15 protein-coding genes are annotated in these 20,861 nt (G+C 53.2%); 9 read left to right on the top strand and 6 right to left on the bottom strand.

Annotation, left to right across the window (positions count from 1 at the left end; all coding sequences use genetic code 11):
* Positions 1-330 precede the first annotated feature (330 nt).
* The 5 genes from N5923_RS01235 (at position 331) to N5923_RS01255 (ending at position 7,109) form a co-directional block, all read left to right on the top strand.
* Complete coding sequence (locus tag N5923_RS01235; RefSeq protein WP_267141455.1) at positions 331-2,289, top strand: acyltransferase family protein; 1,959 nt, start codon at positions 331-333, stop codon at positions 2,287-2,289.
* Positions 2,290-2,349: 60 nt separating this feature from the next.
* Positions 2,350-3,339: a LacI family DNA-binding transcriptional regulator gene (locus tag N5923_RS01240; protein WP_267141456.1), complete on the top strand. Its 990-nt coding sequence runs from the start codon at positions 2,350-2,352 to the stop codon at positions 3,337-3,339.
* A gap of 134 nt (positions 3,340-3,473) precedes the next feature.
* The gene (locus tag N5923_RS01245; RefSeq protein WP_267141457.1) at positions 3,474-4,283 is read left to right on the top strand and encodes an inositol monophosphatase family protein; all 810 of its coding nucleotides are present in this window, start codon (positions 3,474-3,476) and stop codon (positions 4,281-4,283) included.
* A gap of 136 nt (positions 4,284-4,419) precedes the next feature.
* The gene (locus N5923_RS01250; protein ID WP_267141458.1) at positions 4,420-5,781 is read left to right on the top strand and encodes an MFS transporter; all 1,362 of its coding nucleotides are present in this window, start codon (positions 4,420-4,422) and stop codon (positions 5,779-5,781) included.
* A gap of 38 nt (positions 5,782-5,819) precedes the next feature.
* Positions 5,820-7,109 carry a histidine-type phosphatase gene (locus tag N5923_RS01255; RefSeq protein ID WP_267141459.1) on the top strand — a complete coding sequence of 430 codons (1,290 nt, stop codon included), beginning with the start codon at positions 5,820-5,822 and terminating at the stop codon, positions 7,107-7,109.
* A gap of 34 nt (positions 7,110-7,143) precedes the next feature.
* Here N5923_RS01255 and proY read toward each other — a convergent pair whose 3' ends face one another.
* The 3 genes from proY to N5923_RS01270 form a co-directional block, all read right to left on the bottom strand.
* Complete coding sequence (gene proY, locus N5923_RS01260; RefSeq protein WP_267141460.1) at positions 7,144-8,502, bottom strand: proline-specific permease ProY; 1,359 nt, start codon at positions 8,500-8,502, stop codon at positions 7,144-7,146.
* A 67-nt stretch (positions 8,503-8,569) separates the two neighbouring features.
* A complete protein-coding gene (brnQ, locus tag N5923_RS01265) occupies positions 8,570-9,892 on the bottom strand; it encodes a branched-chain amino acid transporter carrier protein BrnQ (protein ID WP_267141461.1) in 1,323 nt (440 codons plus the stop codon).
* A 406-nt stretch (positions 9,893-10,298) separates the two neighbouring features.
* A complete protein-coding gene (locus N5923_RS01270; RefSeq protein ID WP_267141462.1) occupies positions 10,299-11,402 on the bottom strand; it encodes a cobalamin-independent methionine synthase II family protein in 1,104 nt (367 codons plus the stop codon).
* 326 nt (positions 11,403-11,728) lie between these two features.
* Here N5923_RS01270 and N5923_RS01275 point away from each other — a divergent pair, with 326 nt between their 5' ends.
* Positions 11,729-12,430, top strand: a complete 702-nt coding sequence (locus N5923_RS01275) for a hypothetical protein (RefSeq protein ID WP_267141463.1) — start codon at positions 11,729-11,731, stop codon at positions 12,428-12,430.
* Positions 12,427-12,861: a hypothetical protein gene (locus N5923_RS01280; protein ID WP_267141464.1), complete on the top strand. Its 435-nt coding sequence runs from the start codon at positions 12,427-12,429 to the stop codon at positions 12,859-12,861. Before N5923_RS01275 ends, N5923_RS01280 begins: the two co-directional genes overlap by 4 nt.
* A gap of 173 nt (positions 12,862-13,034) precedes the next feature.
* On the opposite strand, the gene N5923_RS01285 is transcribed toward N5923_RS01280, so the two are convergent.
* Genes N5923_RS01285 through phoB form a run of 3 tightly spaced genes read right to left on the bottom strand, consistent with a single transcriptional unit; the run spans position 13,035 to position 15,992 of the window.
* Positions 13,035-13,955, bottom strand: a complete 921-nt coding sequence (locus N5923_RS01285; protein WP_267141465.1) for a PstS family phosphate ABC transporter substrate-binding protein — start codon at positions 13,953-13,955, stop codon at positions 13,035-13,037.
* Positions 13,956-13,974: 19 nt separating this feature from the next.
* Positions 13,975-15,288, bottom strand: a complete 1,314-nt coding sequence (phoR, locus tag N5923_RS01290; protein WP_267141466.1) for a phosphate regulon sensor histidine kinase PhoR — start codon at positions 15,286-15,288, stop codon at positions 13,975-13,977.
* Positions 15,289-15,302: 14 nt separating this feature from the next.
* Positions 15,303-15,992 carry a phosphate response regulator transcription factor PhoB gene (gene phoB, locus N5923_RS01295; protein ID WP_017800898.1) on the bottom strand — a complete coding sequence of 230 codons (690 nt, stop codon included), beginning with the start codon at positions 15,990-15,992 and terminating at the stop codon, positions 15,303-15,305.
* A gap of 327 nt (positions 15,993-16,319) precedes the next feature.
* On the opposite strand from phoB, the gene sbcD reads away from it, so the two are divergent.
* Together sbcD and N5923_RS01305 are read left to right on the top strand one after the other, a co-directional pair.
* A complete protein-coding gene (gene sbcD / locus N5923_RS01300; protein ID WP_267141467.1) occupies positions 16,320-17,537 on the top strand; it encodes an exonuclease subunit SbcD in 1,218 nt (405 codons plus the stop codon).
* Complete coding sequence (locus N5923_RS01305) at positions 17,534-20,860, top strand: AAA family ATPase (RefSeq protein WP_267141468.1); 3,327 nt, start codon at positions 17,534-17,536, stop codon at positions 20,858-20,860. Before sbcD ends, N5923_RS01305 begins: the two co-directional genes overlap by 4 nt.
* Position 20,861: the final 1 nt, after the last annotated feature.

Below are 20,861 nucleotides of genomic sequence, written 5' to 3' on the forward strand. Positions count from 1 at the left end.
TATCTTTTTTTTACTGCACTATTTCGCCTGATTAAATAAATCCCTGTCTGAACGCTGCACTCCGCGAATGCCGCTTCCCTTTGAAACAAAAAATATTTTTTTAACCAAAAGTCATCATTCAGATCCGCTATTTTATTGGTTTTTTTATTTATCACTGTTGATATAACATTATCTGAAAACCTGCGATTAATCCTCATTTTCAGCGCTTCACTTGGCAGTGGCCAGCCAAAAGAATAAGGTAAAAAACAACGTATCCCTTTTTTAACATTACAGATCCAATATTAAACAAAAAACTTATTCAATAAAAATAACCTGATAAGGGGTAAGTTTATGTCCGTGCAAAAGAAGTTTCCCTACCGGCCAGATATTGATGGACTGCGTGCTATTGCGATATTACTGGTGGTATTGTTTCATTCCGATGTCACCCGCATTAGTGGAGGATTTATTGGTGTTGACGTATTCTTTGTTATCTCCGGTTTTCTTATCGGTGGCATCATCAATAAAGAGATAGCCAGTGGCGAATTCTCATTTTATCGTTTCTATATGCGACGTATTCTGCGTATTGCACCAGCACTATTCTTTATGATGTTCTGCATCAGTGCCATCTGTTACCTGCTACTTTCCCCTCTTGAGTTCCGCGAATACGCAAAATATGCTACCGCCGTTTTCCTTTCCGTGCCTAATATCGCTTTACTTAATGGATGGGATTATTTCAGCTCTGCTGCGGATCTGAATCCGCTATTAATGACCTGGTCATTAGGCATAGAAGAACAGTTCTATTTTATCCTGCCGGTGATCCTGATTTTTGCCAGCTGGCGCAGACTGTCGGCGAAAAAAATAGTGCTGGTGATTATCCTGCTGTCGCTGCTGGCCAGCATTATCCTTACGCCAGCGGATGGCATAAGCTCCTTTTACCTGCTGCATACCCGGGCATGGGAACTGGGCGCAGGTGTGCTGCTGGCGCTCTGGAATCGGCAGCCACTGGCTGGCAGAAGCGGCGACTTGTTGTCGCTAAGCGGTATGCTGATGATCATGTTAGCAGCGTTTATTTATGATCGCAGCAGTCAAACCCCCGGTTATCTGGCGTTACTGCCGGTAGCTGGCGCGGTGCTGGTGATTGCCAGCGCTGGCCGCATTAATCAGCTGATTCTGGCAAACAAACCGATGCGCTTTATCGGCAAGGTATCCTACTCATGGTATTTATGGCACTGGCCGCTGCTCAGCATCGCCCGCATTATTAGTGATACGCCACTGACGACTGCCCAGGGATTGACCCTGAGCGTCGTCGCGCTGTTAATCGCCATATTTTCCTGGCGCTGGATTGAACAGCCTTTTCGCCGCGCGGCCAGCCCGCAGCAAAAAAGGATTATTATTAGTTATTCGGTAATTTGCGCGCTGTCAGCAGGCGCATTATTTACCGTCTGGCTGAATAATGGCTTACAATATCGTTTTAGTGAACAGGTTAATAATAGTGAAAGGCTAAAGGCTATTTCGCAGGATAATCCCTGCCTGCTGGATTTTGGTGCTAATCTGCCGTCTAAGAATATCCAGTGCATGCCTGAATCGACGGCGGCAAGTATTGCTCTGGTGGGCGACAGTCATGCCGCCGCATTAAGATCCGCAATCGAACGTTATGCCAGCCATAAACAAAAACCGCTGTATCAGCTGACCAAAGCCGCCTGCCCTTTTCTGATTGGCGCCACCCGTGTCGCCATTGACCATCCCGACCACGCCGAGCAATGTCGGGTATTTAATCGTTCGGTTATGCAGTTACTGATGAGTAAGAATATTGATGAAGTGATTGTCACCGCCTACTGGTCGGCAGGAATAACGCCGCTCCCAGGCTATGGCTATCAGGCCGACGGGGGGCAAGGGGAAGATAATTATCAGGCGCTAACTACCGGGATGAATAATATGATTACGCGGTTATTAGCGGCAAAGAAAAAAGTGACCATTTTAGAAGATGTACCCAATTTCGATTTCGACCCGATACGAATCTATAATAATCACCATATTCCATTGCGTAAAACGTTAAATAACCTCATCAGCAAATGGAATGGCACACCTGCACTGATCGATCGCACGCCATTTTTTCATCTGACCGATAAGAAAGTGAATCATATCCTCGGCTGGTGGAAACCGCTGGGAGTCAACGTGGTCAGACTGACCGACAATCTGTGCAGCCAGCAGGGTTGCATGATCTTCAGCAACGGCTTGCCAATCTATTTTGATAAGCACCATGTCACCGCCACTGGCAGCACTATCGCCCTTGGCAACCATTTGCATTAGAGATGTGACAAATACGCGCGCTGGGTTAAGCTTTGCAGCAGTTAATCTCAGGAGCGCGTCATGGCTACGGATAAAAATTGGGTCACAGCAGCCGATGTTGCACGCCATGCCGGTGTCTCTCGCTCGGCGGTTTCGCGCACATTTACTGCCGGCGCATCGGTTTCTGATAAAACGCGTCAGCGTGTGCTGGCCGCCGCCAGCGAACTCGGTTATCAGGTCAATATTATTGCCCGCACCATGATAACCGGCAGCAGTAACTTTGTTGGTATTGTTACCGCCGGGTTTGATAACCCGTTTCGCAGCAAGCTGCTGGCGCCGCTGGTGCACCATCTGGCGCTACAGGGTTTTATGCCACTGCTGATGAACGCCGATGATCCACAGCAGCTGGAACCCTCGCTGCGCCAGTTGTTAAGTTATCATGTCGCTGGCGTGATCCTGACTTCCGGTGCGCCACCGCTATCGCTGGCGGAAGAGTATCTGGCGAAAAAGATCCCGGTAACGCTGATCAACCGCCATGCGGAACTGCCGGGAGCCGATCGCGTTGCCAGCGATAATGCTCAGGGGGCACAACTGGCAGCGGCGCATCTGCGGTCTCAGGGCGCGAAAAATATCGCTTTTATCGGTGAAAATGCGACTAACTTCAGTACGCAGCAGCGCTACAAGGCTTTTTGCGCGGCTCAACCTGAGCAGCAGATTGTGGCGTTTTTCTGCGCGACAGCTGGTTATCAGGCGGGCCGCAATGCGGCGGAAGAACTGCTGCGAAACCATCCGCTGTTGGATGCTTTTTTCTGTGCTACCGATATGCTGGCGATGGGAGTGATTGATTATCTGCGTGAGCAGCAAATCCCCTCCGGCCAGATTAAAGTGATGGGTTTTGATGATATTCCGCAGGCGGCATATGGCGCTTACCAGCTCACTACGCTGGCGCAGGATACCGATCTGCTGGCCAGCCATGCCGTTGATTTATTGATAAAACGCATCCAGAACTTTGCGCGCCCTGGGGTACAAATGGCAATCCCGGTACAACTGATTATCCGCCAGTCGGCCTGAATGAAAGATCTGTTTTATGTGGTAACGATCACGGAATATATTTTTCATTAATACCATTATCTCTGCCAGTTACGCCTTTGTGCGTTTTTTTAGCCCGCTTAATGCACACGTGTGCAAAAAATAATGAGGTCACTATGGAAACACTTACGCCACTTGAGATCGACGCGCGTTATCACTTCGCCTGTGAAGTGGCGCAGGCCGCGGCAAATCGCGCTTTTGGCTTTTATCAGCAACGTAATCAGCTGGAAGTCGAGCATAAAGGCCAGGATCTGCAGGACGTGGTCAGCATCGCCGATCGTACCGTGGAAGAGCTGGCGCGCAGTATGATTCGTTCGCGTTTTCCCGATGATGATTTTCTGGGTGAAGAGAGCGGCGGCGGCAATGAAAATGCGCGCTGCACCTGGGTGGTCGATCCGATCGATGGCACCAGCTGCTTTCTGAACGGCCTGCATAACTGGTGCGTATCGATTGGTATTGTCGTCGATGGCGAGCCGGTCATTGGTGTGGTTTACGACCCTAATCATCGTGAACTGTTCCGCGCCCGCGCCGGTCAGGGCGCATATGTAAACGATGCGCCAATGTGCGTGCACAGCGGCGCGGATCTCCGCGCAGGGGTGATGGGGGTAGGCACCTCACATCGCGTAACGCCGGAAACCTTTGTGCCCTTTATCAGCGCACTGCTGCATGAAGGCGGGATGTTTATTCGTAACGGCTCCGGGGCACTGATGACCGCATGGGTCGCCGCCGGACGTCTGATTGGCTATTACGAACCCCATATGAATGCCTGGGACAGCCTGCCGGGAATCGTGCTGGTACGTGAAGCGGGCGGCGTCACCAATGATTTTCTCGCCAACCATGGCCTGCTGAATGGCAATCCGCTGCTAATGGCCAGTAAAACCCTTTATCCACAACTCACCACCATGATCACCCAAAAATTAACCTAACCATCACTGCGGATACGCTTTCAATCTGATTATGTACTCTACACATTAAAACAGTGCGCAAGACACAAACCGTTCAGGGATCAGAACAACATAATTCAGAAAGAGCCTGCCTCCGTGCTAAACGGGAGTTAACACCATGTCTGGAATATTTGGTTTCTTTAAAGCGGCCCGGCCGGTACCGGCCAGCGGTCATTTCAACGAAAAGAAGTTCACTTTTTTACGCTGGCAAACCTTCCTGGCGATGACGCTGGCCTATGTCACCTTCTATGTCTGTCGCCTGTCATTTACCGTAGCTAAAACCGCGCTGGTTGAGATAGGTATTTCCCCCACCGAGTTAGGCATGATTGGCTCTGCGCTATTTTTCAGTTATGCCATCGGCAAGTTAGTGAATGGCTTTATTGCCGACCATGCCAATGTGGTGCGTTTTATGAGTCTTGGCTTACTGATTAGCGCCGGGATGAATTTTATGATGGGCACTACGACCAATGCGCTGCTGCTGACGCTGTTCTGGGGGATTAACGGCTGGGCGCAGTCAATGGGCGTCGGTCCCTGCGTAGTGTCGCTGGCGCGCTGGTATGGGAATAAAGAACGCGGCACTTTTTACGGTATCTGGTCCACTGCACACAATATCGGTGAAGCGGTGACCTATATGGTAATTGCCGCGGTGATCGCCGGTTTTGGCTGGCACTTTGGCTACTTTACCACCGCCATGCTCGGTGTTGTCGGCATCGTGGTCATCCTGCTGTTTATGCAGGATTCTCCGCAGAGCGCGGGCTATCCACCGATCGGTGTTATTCGAAATGACCCGGTGGAGCCGACGGAAAGTGAAGGTTCCGTGTTTAAGAACCAGCTGTTCTCGCTGCGTAACCCGGCACTCTGGACGCTGGCGCTGGCCTCCGCATTTATGTATATCGATCGCTACGCGGTCAACTCATGGGGTATTTTCTTTCTGCAACAGGCCAAGCAGTACAGCACGGTGGAGGCATCGGGCATTATTGGCGTTAACGCCATTGCCGGAATTGTCGGCACCATCCTGGCGGGCTGGCTCTCCGACCGGTTATTCCCGCGCAATCGCAGTATCATGGCCGGGTTTATTAGCCTGCTAAATACTGCCGGTTTTGCGCTGATGATCTGGCTGCCGCGTAATTACTACAGCGATATTATCGCCATGGTGATTTTTGGCGCCACTATCGGCGCGCTTACCTGCTTCCTCGGCGGCTTAATCGCCGTTGATATCTCATCGAAAAAAGCGGCTGGTGCAGCATTAGGCACCATTGGCATTGCCAGCTATGCCGGCGCAGGACTGGGGGAATTTCTTACCGGGGTGATTATTGATAAAACGGCGGTCATTGAAGGCGGAAAAACCCTGTATAACTTTGACAGCCTGTCGGTATTTTGGGTTAGCAGCGGAATAACCTCCGCACTGCTCTGCTTTATTACCGCCGCAATTGTTGCCCGTCGTCATCAGTTACAACAAAAAACCGCGTTAAGTCACTAACGACCAGTACAGCTTAATTATCTTTTAAGGAACTGATTATGTTGATCAATCAGACGGCAGCGCTACGCCTTTTTTTCACTGGATTACTTGTATTGCTGAGCACCAGCGTCGGCGCGCAACCACACTATGTGTTAGAGAAGGTCGTGGAAATCAGTCGCCATGGTGTGCGCCCGCCAACCCCCTCCAATACCCAGGCGATGGCAGCCGGCACCGCGCGCCAGTGGCCGCAATGGCTAACGGCAGATGGCGAACTTACCGGCCATGGCTACAGCGCAGCTGTCATTAAAGGCCAGTATAACGGCAGCTACTATCGTCAGTATGGCCTGCTTACTCGCGGTTGCCCGGACAACGGTACACTGTTTGTCTGGGCCAGCCCGCTACAACGCACAAAGGCGACGGCCAAAGCGTTAACAGACGGTGCATTTCCTGGCTGCGGCGTGCCGATACATTCGATGGTGGCGAAAGACGATCCGCTATTTCAAAGCGATAAAATGGCGCTGGCGAAACTGGATGCAGCAAAAGCCCGCGCCGCGATTTTGCACGCCATGGGCGGCAGCGTCGCAGCAGCAGAGCAACGCTTAGCCGCCGAAACGGCACGTCTGAAACAGGCGGTATGTCAGGCAGCGCAACCTTGCCCGGCATTCGACCAGCCCTGGCAAGTGAAGCAGGAGGATGATGGTCGTTTTACCGTATCGGGACTGAGCACCCTTGCTAATATGGCGGAAACCTTTCGCCTCGCGTGGAGTGAAAATCAGCCGCTGGCGCAGGTTGCTTTTGGTCAGGTGCACTCGGCCAGCGAGATTGCCGCGCTGATGCCGCTGCTGACGGCAAAGTATGACTTCACCAGTGACGTGCCCTATATCGCCCGGCGTGGCGGCTCGATCCTGATGGATCAGATCAGCAAAGCCCTGCAGCAAGGCATTGCGCCACAGCACAATGCGCCGCCAGATGTACGCTGGTTACTGTATGTCGCGCACGATACCAATATTTCATATTTGCGTACCATGCTGAATTTCAGCTGGCAGCTGGGTAACTATCCACGCGGTAATATTCCTCCGGCCAGCAGTCTGGTGTTTGAACGCTGGCGCGACAGCAGCAGCGGGAAACGTTTTATCCGTATCTATTTCCAGGCGCAAACCCTCGACCAGATTCGAACCCTGCAAACAATTGATGTACGACATCCACAACTCAGGCAGGAGTTAACGTTGCAGGGGTGCCAGTTAACCGCTGTGGGAATGCTCTGCCCTTATGACGCAGCGATAAAGCGGATCGCAGGCAGTATCGATCGAACGGCGGTCAGCAAAGTGGATTACAGCGGGGAAGAATAGCAACTGGCCGGGTTTATACCCGGCCAGTAAGTGTTTACTTACGGCTTACGCGCTGTTTAATCACATAACCCGCCAGCAGCAGCACAATCCACACCATACCAACATACAGCGACACGCGGGTATCCGGGAAGTAACCAATCAGGCCAATAATAAACACGAGGAACGCCACACCCACCATCGCAGTAGCCGAACCACCCGGCACCGCGAACTTCAGCGCTTTTGCCTCTTCGCGGCTCAGTTTGCGGCGGAAAGCAATCTGCGAGCAGAGGATCATAATCCACACCCACACCGTGGCAAAGGTCGCCAGTGAAGCGATCACCAGGAACACTTTTTCCGGCATCAGGTAGTTCAGATAGACGGCGACCAGCATCGCCAGCATCATCACTACCACCGTCACCCATGGAATACCACGACGTGATACCTTCATAAACATCTTCGGTGCATGGCCCTGCTCCGCCATGCCGTGCAGCATACGGCCAACGCCAAATACATCGCTGTTAATCGCCGACAGTGACGCGGTGATCACCACAAAGTTAAGGATCGATGCCGCGGCGGCAATTCCCAGATGCTGGAACGTCAGCACAAACGGACTGCCGGAAGTACCGACCTGGTTCCACGGGTAAATCGACATAATCACAAACAGCGTGCCGACGTAGAACACCAGAATGCGCAGTGGCACCGAGTTAATTGCACGCGGGATCGACTTCTCCGGATCTTCCGCTTCCCCGGCGGTGATGCCGATAATTTCAATGCCGCCATACGCAAACATTACCATCTGCAACGACAGCAGCATGCCAACAATACCGTGCGCAAAGAAACCGCCATTGCTCCACAGATTATGGATGCCGGTCGGCTGGCCACCGTTGCCAATGCCCCAGAGAATGATGCCAAAACCGGCAAGGATCATAATAATGATGGTGGCGACTTTAAAGAACGAGAACCAGAACTCCACCTCACCAAACACCCTGACGCTGAGCAAATTGATGCCGCCGATAATCAGCACCACGCTTAGCACCCAGATCCAGTGCGGCACATCAGGGAACCATACCCCCATATAGATACCGAAGGCGGTGACATCCGCAATGGCGACAATCAGGATTTCAAAACAGTAGGTCCAGCCGGTGATATAGCCCGCCAGCGGGCCGAGATAATCCTGGGCATAGCGCGAAAACGAACTGGCTTGCGGATTGTTAACCGACATTTCACCCAGCGCGCGCATAATAATATAGGCAACCGCGCCGCCAATAATGTAGGCCAGCAGCACACTTGGCCCGGCCATTTTTATCGCATCGGCGGAACCGTAAAACAGCCCGGTGCCAATTGCCGATCCCAAAGCCATAAAACGGATATGGCGTGTGCTCAGTCCGCGTTTGAGCTTGTTTGTTTCTTGCATAGCGACTTATCACCTGTGGAAATGAAAAAACCACGGGCAAGCCCGTGGTTACAAAAAAACTGCTGTCTTACTGCTGGTGCGCTGTCACCTGCTGACGTCCCTGCACACGATCATACACCGCGGCCAGAATCAGCATCGCCAGTGACGGCGGCAACCAGGCCAGGCCCTGATCGGCCAGCGGCAGATGCTGGCTCCAGAGTGGCAAAATATCTTTAAAGTTGGTGGTCTTAATCGCATCGATAATCCCGAACAGCAGGCTCACCAGCATGGTCGGGGCAATGATACGGCTGTTTTTATGCCACCAGCTCAGGGTAAAACTTAATACCACCAGCACAATACAGGGCGGATAGATGGCGGTCAGCACCGGAATCGAAATCTGAATCAGATGGCTCAGACCCAGGTTGGAGACCAGCATCGAGAACAGGCCGAGAATAAACACCAGCGTGCGATAAGAGAGCGGCAGATACTGGGCAAAGAACTCGGCGCAGGCGCAGGTCAGGCCCACCGCGGTGACCATACAGGCGACAAAGATCAGCGCAGCAAGGAAGAAGCTGCCCATATCGCCAAAGGTCTGCTGCACATAGGCGTGTAAAATTGCCGCGCCATTTGCATTCTGATCCACCAGACCGGCGCTGCCGGAACCCAGTTTAAACAGGCTGAGATAGACCAGTGTCAGACCAATGCCGGCAATCAGGCCGGCGAGGATGGTGTAGCGCGTCAGCAGGCGGCTGTCACTGACGCCACGTGAGCGTGCGGCATTAACGATGACAATACCAAACACCAGCGCGCCCAGCGTATCCATGGTCAGATAGCCATTAACAAAACCGGTGGAGAATGCAGCGCGCGAATAATCCGCGCTGGCAGGCGCAATCCCACCCGCAGGCCACATCAGCGCGGCGAGGCCCAGCACTGTCAGCGCAACAATCTTCAGCGGCGCCAGAATATGGCCGACAGTGTCGAGCAGTTTGCCCGGATAGAGGGAGATGCCCATCACCAGCACAAAGTAGACCACGCTGTAGATAAACAGCGGCAGCGGACCGTCACCGGTAATTGGCGCAATACCGACTTCAAATGAAACCGTTGCAGTACGCGGAGTGGCGAACAGCGGCCCCACCGCCAGATAGCAGACCGTAGCCAGCAACAGACCCGCCGCTTTCCCGATTGGCGTACTCAGCGCATCAATACCGCCGCCAACACGCGCCAGCGCAACTACGGTAATCACCGGTAAGCCTACCGCGGTAATCAGGAAGCCCAGAGCCGCAACCCAGACGTGTTCACCGGACTGAATGCCGACCATTGGCGGGAAAATAATATTGCCGGCCCCGACAAACAGGGCAAAGGTCATAAAGCCCAGCGCGAGAATATCTTTTGGAGCTAAACGATGTGTCATAAAGCGGTATTGCCTGTAACGAGTGGTGCGTGAAAGTTGTGTTTAAACGTTGCGAATCCGACAGCACGCGGAAAATTAACAATAATTCAGACAACTACAGAGCAATATGCTTACTGAAGGCCTGGCGTGCAGGTGATTTGAGCTGGTTTTCTTCTGTTCACAGGGGATGAATCGACAACGGCGCTAAGTAAAACGTTTATAGCGGGTAAAGGCAATACGGAATCGGAAAAGCAGAGTGATATAGCGGATAAATTCGTAAAAGCAGTGTATCACTTCAGCATATAACTGAACTGCATTACATGATTTGTATTTTTTCTGCACAGCTCGGGGTTAAATTGGTCATTTATCGGATTTTAATGCACAAAAGGCGCGGAATTCCGCGCCTGTCTGCACAAGTTTACGCCAGTTACCAGACGCTTTTAGCGATATCGACTACCAGACGCAGTTTTGCCCACTGCTGCTCTTCCGTCAGGCTGTTGCCCTCTTCGGTAGAAGCAAAGCCACACTGCGGACTCAGGCAGATCTGGCTGCGATCAACAAATTTCGCTGCTTCAGCAATCCGCAGCTTCACGGTTTCCGGATCCTCCAGCTCGCCATTTTTCGTGGTGATCAGTCCCAGCACGACCTGCTGATTGCCCGGCTTGATAAAGCGCAGCGGCTCAAAGCCACCCGAGCGCTCGTTATCATATTCGAGGAAGAAAGCATCCACATTGACTGAGCCAAACAGAATTTCCGCCACCGGCTCGTAACCGCCTTCCGAGATCCAGGTAGAACGGAAGTTACCGCGGCAGACATGCAGACCAATGGTCAAATCGTCTGGTTTACCCTCGATTGCCTGATTCAGCACCCGAGCGTAAGTGCGCGCCAGCTGCTGCGGATCTTCACCGCGTTCACGGATCTGACGTTTCTGATCGTCAGAGCAGAGGTAAGCCCAGACGGTGTCATCCAGTTGCAGATAGCGGCAACCAGCATCGTAAAAGGCTTTGATCGCATCGCGATACGTCTGCGCCAGATCGTCAAAATAGGCGTCCAGTTCAGGATAAACCGTGGCATCAATCGCTTTACGACCGCCACGGAAGTGCAGCACGCTCGGGCTTGGAATCGTCATTTTGGCGACGGCATCACCACTGACGCCTTGCAAATAACGGAAGTCAGCCAGCATCGGATGATCGCCAAAACCCAGTTTGCTGACAACACGGATGCTGTGCGCTTTAGTCTGCACGCCATTAAACTGAATGCCCTGCTCTGACTCATAACGCTCAACCCCTTGCAGGCCGTCGAAAAAGTCAAAGTGCCACCACGCACGGCGAAACTCACCGTCAGTGACCACCTGTAAACCGCAGGCGCGCTGATGAGTCACCACATCACGAATCGCTTCGTCTTCGATGCGACGCAGCGCAGTGGCGTCAATCTCACCGGCGGCAAACTGCTCGCGCGCCTGTTTAATCGCTTGTGGACGCAGGAAACTGCCGACGGTATCGGCACGGAATGGCGCGGTGGATCTTTGCATGTTCATTAACTCCTGGCTTATGCGCGCGGCACATAATTTACCTGTGAAATAGTTTCTCTTGGTTATTCTTAGACTTCTGGATGTCTATATGTCTGAATCAAGAGTGACATGAGCATTCTTCAGGCGCAATAGAGGAAATTTCACGGGTGATGAAGAAAATTCATGATCACACCAAGATTGAGTATGTAGCTTTTCTTGCCGTAGTTATGACTGACCACATAAAAATGAATGCTAATGCGTGTTAAAATAGCGTTGTTGTTTATGGAGTTAACGGAAAATCTCGGTCCAATACCTGATGACCACTACCCAATGGAAGGGGAAAAAGGATGAGTACAAGAAGCGAAATTATTGATGGCAACCTGGCACAAAGAAGTATATACGGATTGATATATACGGAAGTATTGGGCTGGGTGGATCTCGGACATGCGCAGGGTACTGACATCCGCAATTTGTGGGCGCAAATGCTGCGTGGTGAATCCCAAAGCAGGTCAACTTATGATGTTACATATAAACAATCGATGGTTGGCCTTAAACGTCGCCTGACGGTGGGAAAATCAATCACCTGGCGTCTCAAAAAAGGCCTGTCATATCATCAAAAGCAAAGTATTGCTCTTGCCATGATGATTACAGTAGCCCGAAGATTTGAGGGGCTTCAGAGCTCTTTCCCTTTCAACTGGGCTACAGATAGCGGATTCAGCGCTGAAGATCTGGTATCGGACCTGCTCGGCTTTTATCGGGTTATGACGTGTATGAATAACGTGTTCAGCTATCTGAAACCGTTAAGCAAAGAAAAGGCTTTGAAACGGTGGGATCATTACGGAAAAATAGGTTCGTGGAAAAATGAAACTTTCAAACCGCTGCTATTCCCTGACCCGGATCATTCCCCCAACGGCAGACCACACTTTGGGCAATTACCAAACTTCATGAGAACCGTCACTCCTTATAACAGGTGGACATCTGAGGATGTGGGTATTGTTGACCCTAATCGCGGCTTTATCTATTTTGCCAGGGGAGAACCACGGGCATGAAAAAGTCACTAAAAATTACACTGGCCGTTCTGGTGGTATGCGTAATTGGTCTTTTCTATGGCTTGCAATATTTCAAGATGGAATTCGCGGACGGTGCTGATTACACGGAACAGGATAAGCGGAAGTATGATTTTTATACTCCGGAATTGCTGAAAAATATGCCTCGCGTTAGCAACATCTACAGCTTCCATTACAGCAATGTGTCTGGCCCCAACCCCGCACTGATTTATCAGGCGAGTTTTTCCGGCACAACAGATACCAGCAAAATTGACACCTATCTTGAAAAAAACGGGTATAAAAAAGGAGAAATATGCAATACCAGCGGAGATTGCTGGACCGGCAAGGATCCCAATATAACCGTATCGGTGGGCATTGAGGAAAACCCGAGCGCCATACGGGTCGAAATGGTAGATAAGGCGGGATACGATTGACGAGATAAGGCAAGAAATAGTGAAAAATCCAACTAAGTAACCTTCACCAGCCCGGCTGAATCCGGGCAGTTTTTCGATGGCGCGTGACACTCTTTCCCTGTAAGTCGCCTGCAAATCGATTCGTTATCTTACCCTATGATAACAACGGCCTGAATGATTTTAGAGAGTATAAATCATTCAATTAACGCCTGCGCCTGACGCAGTTGCTGATCGGAAAGCGGTAAATAGCCTGCTCGTTTTACCAGTGCCTGCCCCTGCGGCGAAATTGCCTGCAACAGGAAAGCGCGCGTAAGGGGTTCCAGCGGTTTACCGGGAGGTTTGTTGACATAGATATACAGCGGTCGGCTCCAGGGATAACTGCCGTTACGAATATTTTCGATGCTGGGGATCACCGCCGCCGCGCCAGCACGAGATATCGCAAGGGTTTTTACCCCGCTGATATGAAAACCGATACTGGCGTAACCAATCCCATTTAACGTGGTGGCCACCGCCTGCACTACCGCCGCTGAGCCGGGGTATTCACTGACATCACGACGAAAATCGCCGCCACACAGCGCCTGTTGCTTAAAGAAACCCCAGGTGCCCGAGGCAGAGTTACGGCCAAAACGTTGCAATGCACGCTGCTGCCACTCAGGCGATTTTAGCTGCAGGTCGCCCCAGTTTTCCGGCACCGAGGTCGCGCCGCAACGGCGTGTCACCGAAAACAGCGCATCAAGCTGCTGACTGTCGACCGTGGTCAGCGGATTATCCTGATTGACCACCACCACTAGCGCATCCATCGCTACCGGCACCGCCAGCGGCGCATAACCGTATTTATCGGCAAACAACTGACGTTCCCCGGCCTGCATCGGACGGCTCATCGCCCCCAGTTGCGCAGCACCAGCGGCCAGCGCGGTGGGCGCAGTAGAAGAACCGGCTGCCTGGATCTGCACATTGACGCCGGGATACTGACGATTAAAGTTCTCGCCCCACAGCGCCATCAGGTTGCCGAGGGTATCGGATCCGACGCTGGTGAGATTCCCCGCCAGCATCCCCTCTTTGGCCGATGCCGTGGCTGACAGCAGCAGTAGCGCCATCAGAATCAGTTGTTTCATGCTTTGCGCCTGTTAATGGTCAACGCGTAGCATTCTCCGGTAATTCCACCTGAACAATCAACCTCGGCGCCAGCGTAAAGCTAAAGCAGGTCTGAATATCCGGTACGCTGGTAATATCCAGCCGCGAATTGTGGTGGCTTAACGCATGCTTGACGATCGCCAGCCCCAGACCACTGCCGCCGGTATTGCGCGAGCGCGCTTTATCCACGCGATAAAAACGCTCGGTAAGCCGCGGAATATGTTCCGCAGTAATGCCGGGGCCGTTATCTTTCACCGCAAAGTGTGCGCCGCTTTTATCGCGCAACCAGCTGATATCGATGCGGGTGCCGGACGGCGTATGGTTAATTGCGTTATACACCAGGTTGGAAATCGCGCTGCGCAGCTGATCGTCGTTGCCATACACCTGCAGATGCGGGTCGGTATGGAAATGGATCTCCTGACGACCATTGCTGAGGGTTTCCGCTTCGCGTTGCAGCAGACGCAGCATCATCGGCACATCCACTTTCTCCTGCAAATCGATGGCTGGCGCCGCTTCAATGCGCGACAGCGTCAGCAGCTGTTTCACCAGGCTGTCCATGCGTCGCGTCTGCTCCTGCATGGTTTGCAGTGCTTTGGTGCGCGACGGGCCTTCCAGCACCGCGTCGTTCATCATCTCCAGATAACCCTGTAGCACCGTCAGTGGCGTACGCAACTCATGGCTGACGTTGGCAAAGAAGTTACGCCGCGCGCCTTCCAGCTGATGCTTCTGTGTAACATCACGCGCCACCAGCAGCCACTGCCCTTCGCTGTAAGGCATCACGCGAAACTCTAAATGACGATGATTATTCAGTACCAGGGTTAGTGGGCGGGCAAAGTCGCGCTGGCGCAGATAGCGGGAAAACTCGGGATAGCGCAGCAGGTTAAGGATATTCTGGCCATTATCCTCCGGCCAGCGCAGCCCTAAATGTTGTTGCGCTAAGCCGTTACACCAGAAAATATTGCCCTCTTCAGTGGTCAGCACCACCGCATCCGGCAGGGACTCCGCCCCACTACGAAAACGCTTGATCAAATTACCCAGCTCGCGTCGTCGTCGACGGTTACGCAGCTGCATCTGATACAGGCCGTAAAACAGCGGTTCCCAGCTGGCTCGCCCGGCGGGCGGCGTCATGGTGCGGTCAACCCACAACCAGTGTGATAAACGCAGCAGATTATAGAAATGCCAGCCCAGCATCCCCAGCACGGATACTAACAGCCACCACGGCAAATAGCCGAACAGCAGACCCAGTATCAGTGCTGGCAGACAGGCCAGCAACAGCTCCAGCAGTAATCTCTTCCAGGAGAGGCGTTCCAGCACGGTTCAGACTCCGATCAAAAACGAGCGGAGAAACGATAACCCGTTCCGCGCACCGTTTGAACCATTCGATCGTGGCCGGTGACTTCCAGTGCTTTACGTAAACGGCGAATATGCACATCGACAGTGCGATCTTCAACATACACATTGGTGCCCCAGACATGGTTCAGCAGCTGCTCGCGGCTGTAAACACGCTCGGGATGCGTCATAAAGAAATGCAGTAATTTATACTCGGTTGGCCCCATATCCAGCGGCGTGGTTTCGGCCATCACCCGGTGCGAGGAGGGATCAAGGCTTAACCCCTGCATCTCAATCACCTCTTCCACCGCCATCGGCGAAATACGGCGCATCACTGCTTTAATCCGCGCCACTAACTCTTTCGGCGAAAACGGTTTGGTAATGTAATCATCGGCGCCCACTTCCAGCCCACGCACCCGATCTTCTTCTTCGCCGCGCGCCGTCAGCATCATAACCGGAATATCGCGCGTCATCGCTTCGCGCTTCAGATGTTTAATAAATTGAATACCGCTGCCACCAGGTAACATCCAGTCAAGAAGGATCAGATCTGGCCAGGGTTCGATAAGTAAATTCACCGCACTGTCATAATCTTCCGCCTCTATCGGTTGATAGTCATTTTGCTCAAGGACGAAACACAACATCTCACGGATTGGGGCTTCATCTTCGACTACCAGAATGCGCTTAGCCATTATTGCTCCTGCTGATGTGACCGATTTGTCACTGGGATTCGCGGCGTCATTATGCGTCAGTTTTATGACAGATTTATGAAAAATGCACGGGTCAAAATTGCCTTTGTCACAGTTTTTTGACCGCTGACTCAGCATTAGCGCAGCCGATTTTTTTCACTCTGTTTATAATCGGCCTTTCACGTTACCGTTTTATACCCTAAATAATTCGAGTTGCAGGAAGGCGGTAAGCCCGCTTAACCTGGGAGCATAGACAACTATGTGACCAGGGTAAGCGGGAGCGGCCAACGCACCTGCAGCTCGAAGTATGACGGGTATACAGGGAGATTTATGCGCATTATCCACACCGCCGACTGGCACCTCGGCCAGTTCTTCTACACCAAAAGCCGTGCACCGGAACATCAGGCGTTTCTCGACTGGCTGATCCATACGGTAGTAGAACAGCAGATTGATGCGGTGATTGTCGCCGGCGATATCTTTGATACCGGCTCGCCGCCGAGCTATGCGCGTGAACTCTATAACCGTTTTATTGTGCAATTGCAGCAAACCGGCTGCCAGCTGGTGGTGCTGGGCGGCAACCATGATTCGGTGGCGACCCTGAATGAATCGCGCGATCTGCTGGCCTGCCTGAACACACGGGTGATTGCCGCCGCCAGCGAGAATATTGCCGATCAGGTGCTGCTGCTTAATAACCGTCAGGGCCAACCCGGCGCATTGCTTTGCGCCATTCCGTTTCTACGTCCGCGCGATATTCTGCGCAGCCAGGCCGGACAATCGGGTCGTGAGAAGCAGCAAAGTCTGCTGGAAGCGATTAGTGAACACTATCAGCGCTGCTATCAGCATGCAGTGCAGCAGCGCGAAGAGCTGGACCTGCCGCTGCCGATTATCGCCACCGGCCATCTGACCACTATGGGCGTAACCAAAAGCGACGCGGTGCGCGATATCTATATTGGTACGCTGGAGGCTTTTCCGGCGCAGGCGTTTCCGCCCGCTGACTATATTGCCCTCGGACATATTCACCGCGCCCAGCGCATCGCCGACAGCGAGCATATCCGCTACAGCGGTTCACCAATCCCGCTCAGTTTTGATGAAACCGGCAAGGCGAAAAGCGTGTTTCTGGTGGAGTTTGCCGGCCAGCAACGGCTGCGGGTAGAGGCGCTGGAGATCCCGCTGTTTCAGCCGATGAGCATGATTAAAGGCTCGCTGGCGGAAATTGAACAACAGCTGAAGCAGTTTACCGATGCCAGCAGCCCTGTCTGGCTGGATATTGAAATTGTCACCGCAGATTACCTTAACGATATTCAGCGACGCATTCAGGAGCTGACTGCCGATCTGCCGGTGGAAGTGGTGCTGTTACGGCGCAGCAGGGAACAGCGTGACAAGGTTATCGCCCGGCAGAACAACGAAACCCTGAGCGAACTGAGCGTCGAAGAAGTCTTCAACCGACGGCTGGCGCAGGAAGAGAGCAGCGACCCCGAACGACTGCAGCGGGCGCAACAGCTGTTTGCCATTACGCTTGATGCGGTGCGCAATGAGGTACAGCCATGAAAATTCTGACCCTGCGCTTTAAAAACCTCAACTCACTGAAAGGCGAGTGGAAAATTGACTTCACCGCCGAGCCCTTCGCCAGCAATGGCCTGTTTGCGATTACCGGGCCGACTGGCGCGGGCAAAACGACCCTGCTCGATGCTATCTGTCTGGCGCTCTATCATCAGACCTCGCGTCTCGGCGGTATCACCCAGTCGCAGAACGATCTGATTACCCGCGATACCGCGGAATGCCTGGCGGAAGTGGAGTTTGAGGTAAAGGGCGTCGCCTGGCGCGCATTCTGGAGTCAGAACCGCGCACGCGGGGCGGTTGACGGCAACCTGCAGGCGCCACGCGTCGAGCTGGCGCGCTGCGACGACAACCGCATTGTCGCCGATAAAGTGAACGACAAGCTGAAAATCACCGAAACCCTGACCGGCCTCGATTTTAATCGTTTTACTAAATCGATGATGTTGTCGCAGGGCCAGTTCGCCGCCTTCCTTAATGCCAAAGCCAGTGAGCGCGCGGAGTTGCTTGAAGAGCTGACCGGCACCGATATTTATGGCCGCCTGTCGGTAGAAGTCTTTGAACGCTATAAAAGCACCCGTATCACGCTGGATAATTTACGCGCGCAGGCTTCCGGCATGGCGCTGCTGGATGAAGAGACGCGCCAGACACTGCAACAGCAGCTGGAACAGCTGATTGCGCAGGAACAAGTGCTCACTCAATCACTTAATGCGTACCAGCAACAGCATAAGCTGCAACAGGATATTAGTGCGCTGCAGCAACAGCTTACCGACGTGGAAATGCAGCAACAACAGGCCAGCACCCAGCTGCACAGCCTGAGCGAACAGCAGCAACAGGCGGAAAATGCGCGTAAGCAGCTGAATGAGCAGCGCCAGCAGCAGGAAACGCTGATTAACGATCAGGTATTGCCGCTGGATTTGCGCATCGCCGCGCTGGATAAGCAGTGTCAGGATTTCAGTAAAACCCTTACTGAACAGCAAGTTGCCTGTCAACAAAAACAGCAAAACCGGCAACAGCAGCAGCGGGAAATACATACGCTGGAACAGCAGCGCCAGCAGCATCAGCAATGGCGTCAGCAGCATGCCCAGGTCGCCGACTGGGGGCCATCGCTGTTGCAGTGGGGCGATCGTCTGGCTGCGTTACAAAAAAGCGAGCAAGCACTAACTTCGCAGCGAGAGCGTGAGCAGCAACAGCTGGAGAGCATCAACACGCAAAATCAGTCGGTTGTGCAGCAGGAGCAACAACTTGCGCCATTGCAGAAACAAACCGATGCAGCACAGCAGCAGCTGACCCAGGCGCAGCAGGCGCTGGATAGCCTGCAACAGCAGCAGCCCGAGGCGGCGCTGCGTGCATCCTTAGCGCAACTGCAACAGCAGCGTCCGCAGCGCCAACAGCTGGCGCAGATATCTTTGCAGCTGGTACAGCAATATCAGCAACAACACAAAGTGCAGCTGGCAATCCAGACGCTGACGCAGCAACTGGAGCATGATGAGCAACAGCTGACCGTGCTGCGCAATGGCTATAAAGAGAAAAAACAGCATCATCTCGATTTAAAAGCCCGTTGCGATCTGGAGAAACAGATCACCGACCTGGCGCAGCACCGCGCCACGCTGCAACCCGACCAGCCCTGCCCGCTGTGTGGCTCCCGCCAGCATCCGGCGATTGCCGAATATCAGGCGATTGAGCTTTCAGTCAGTCAGCAGCGTCTGCAACAGCTGGAAAACGAGCTGCAACAACTTTCGGAACAAGGCAGCGCTAAAGGCGAGCAGGTGCGGCTGAGTAAACAACAGCGGGAAAAGCAGCAACAAGAGCAGCAGCAGTTACAGGCTGATATCGAACAGCTGCTGCAACGCTGGCAGGCACTTTGTCAGCCGCTGGCGCTAAGCATCGGGCCGCAGGACAATACCGCGCTAAGCGAATGGCTGGCGCAACAGGAACAGCAGGAGAGCGTACAGCAGCAGGCGTTGCAGCAGCGGGATCAGAGCGCTCGCCACTGCCAGCAGGTCAGAGAAAATCTGCATGAAAAACAGCAGGCGCTGCAAAAATTGCAACAGTCATTGCAACTGGCGCGCCAGCAACTCGCTTACGCACAGCAGCATCTGGCGGAGCAGCAAAAACAGCAACAAGCTGATTCCGAACAGACGCAGCAATTACGTGATCAACTCAGCGCTCAGCTGGCGACTTATCACTTCACCCTGCCCGCTCAGCAACAGACCGGGCACTGGTTAGCTGAACGTCAGGCACAGTGGCAACAGTGGCAACAGAGTGAGCAAGCGCTTACTGAACTTGGCCCTAAACTGGCGGCATTACAAAGTCGTCAGGAGAGCGCAGGCAGCGAACTGGCAGAACGCGAACAGCAATTGCGTCGCAGTGAAACTGAGCTTAACACTGCCCGCCAGCAACTGGCGGAACAGCAACAGCAGCGCCAGCAACTGTTTGGCGATCGGCAGATCGCCGCGGTACGCCAGCAGCTGCAACAGCAAGCGGAACAGGCCGATGCGCAGTGCGCCGCAGTACAACAACGCTGGCTGACGGCACAGAACCAGATAAATACCCTGACCGGACAGCATAACTCACTAATTAGCCAGCTCTCGGCACTGCAATTACGCCAGAAAGAGAGTGAAACCGCGCAGAGTATGAAGCTGTCGCCGCCACAGCTCGCGGAAGAGATAGAGGGCTTGCGCCTGCAAATTCGCGACAATGCGCAGCAGCAGGGCCAGGCGCGTCAGCAGTTAACCAGCGATCAGCAGCGGCGTCAGCAGCAGCAAGGACTATTGCAGCAGATTGCCGACGGTGAACAGCAGCTGGCGGACTGGGCATGGCTGAATGAGATGATTGGTTCTGCTAAGGGCGATAAATTCCGGAAATTTGCTCAGGGTCTGACGCTCGACCATCTGGTATGGCTGGCCAATAATCAGCTGGCTCGTCTGCATGGTCGTTATCTGTTAGAGCGTAAATCGCAGGAAGAGCTGGAGTTGCAGGTGATTGACACCTGGCAGGCCGATGCCCAGCGTGATACCCGCACGCTCTCCGGCGGCGAAAGTTTCCTCGTCAGTCTGGCGCTGGCGCTGGCGCTCTCCGATCTGGTCAGTGATAAAACCCGTATCGAATCGCTGTTCCTGGATGAAGGCTTCGGCACGCTGGATGCCGAAACCCTTGATACCGCGCTCGATGCCCTTGATGCGCTGAATGCCAGCGGCAAAACCATTGGCGTCATCAGCCATGTCGAAGCGATGAAAGAGCGCATTCCGGTGCAGATTAAAGTGCGCAAAGTGAATGGCTTAGGTTATAGCAAGCTGGAGTCACCGACGGCCTGAA

The organism is Winslowiella arboricola, assembly GCF_025527015.1.
Taxonomy (GTDB): domain Bacteria; phylum Pseudomonadota; class Gammaproteobacteria; order Enterobacterales; family Enterobacteriaceae; genus Erwinia; species Erwinia arboricola.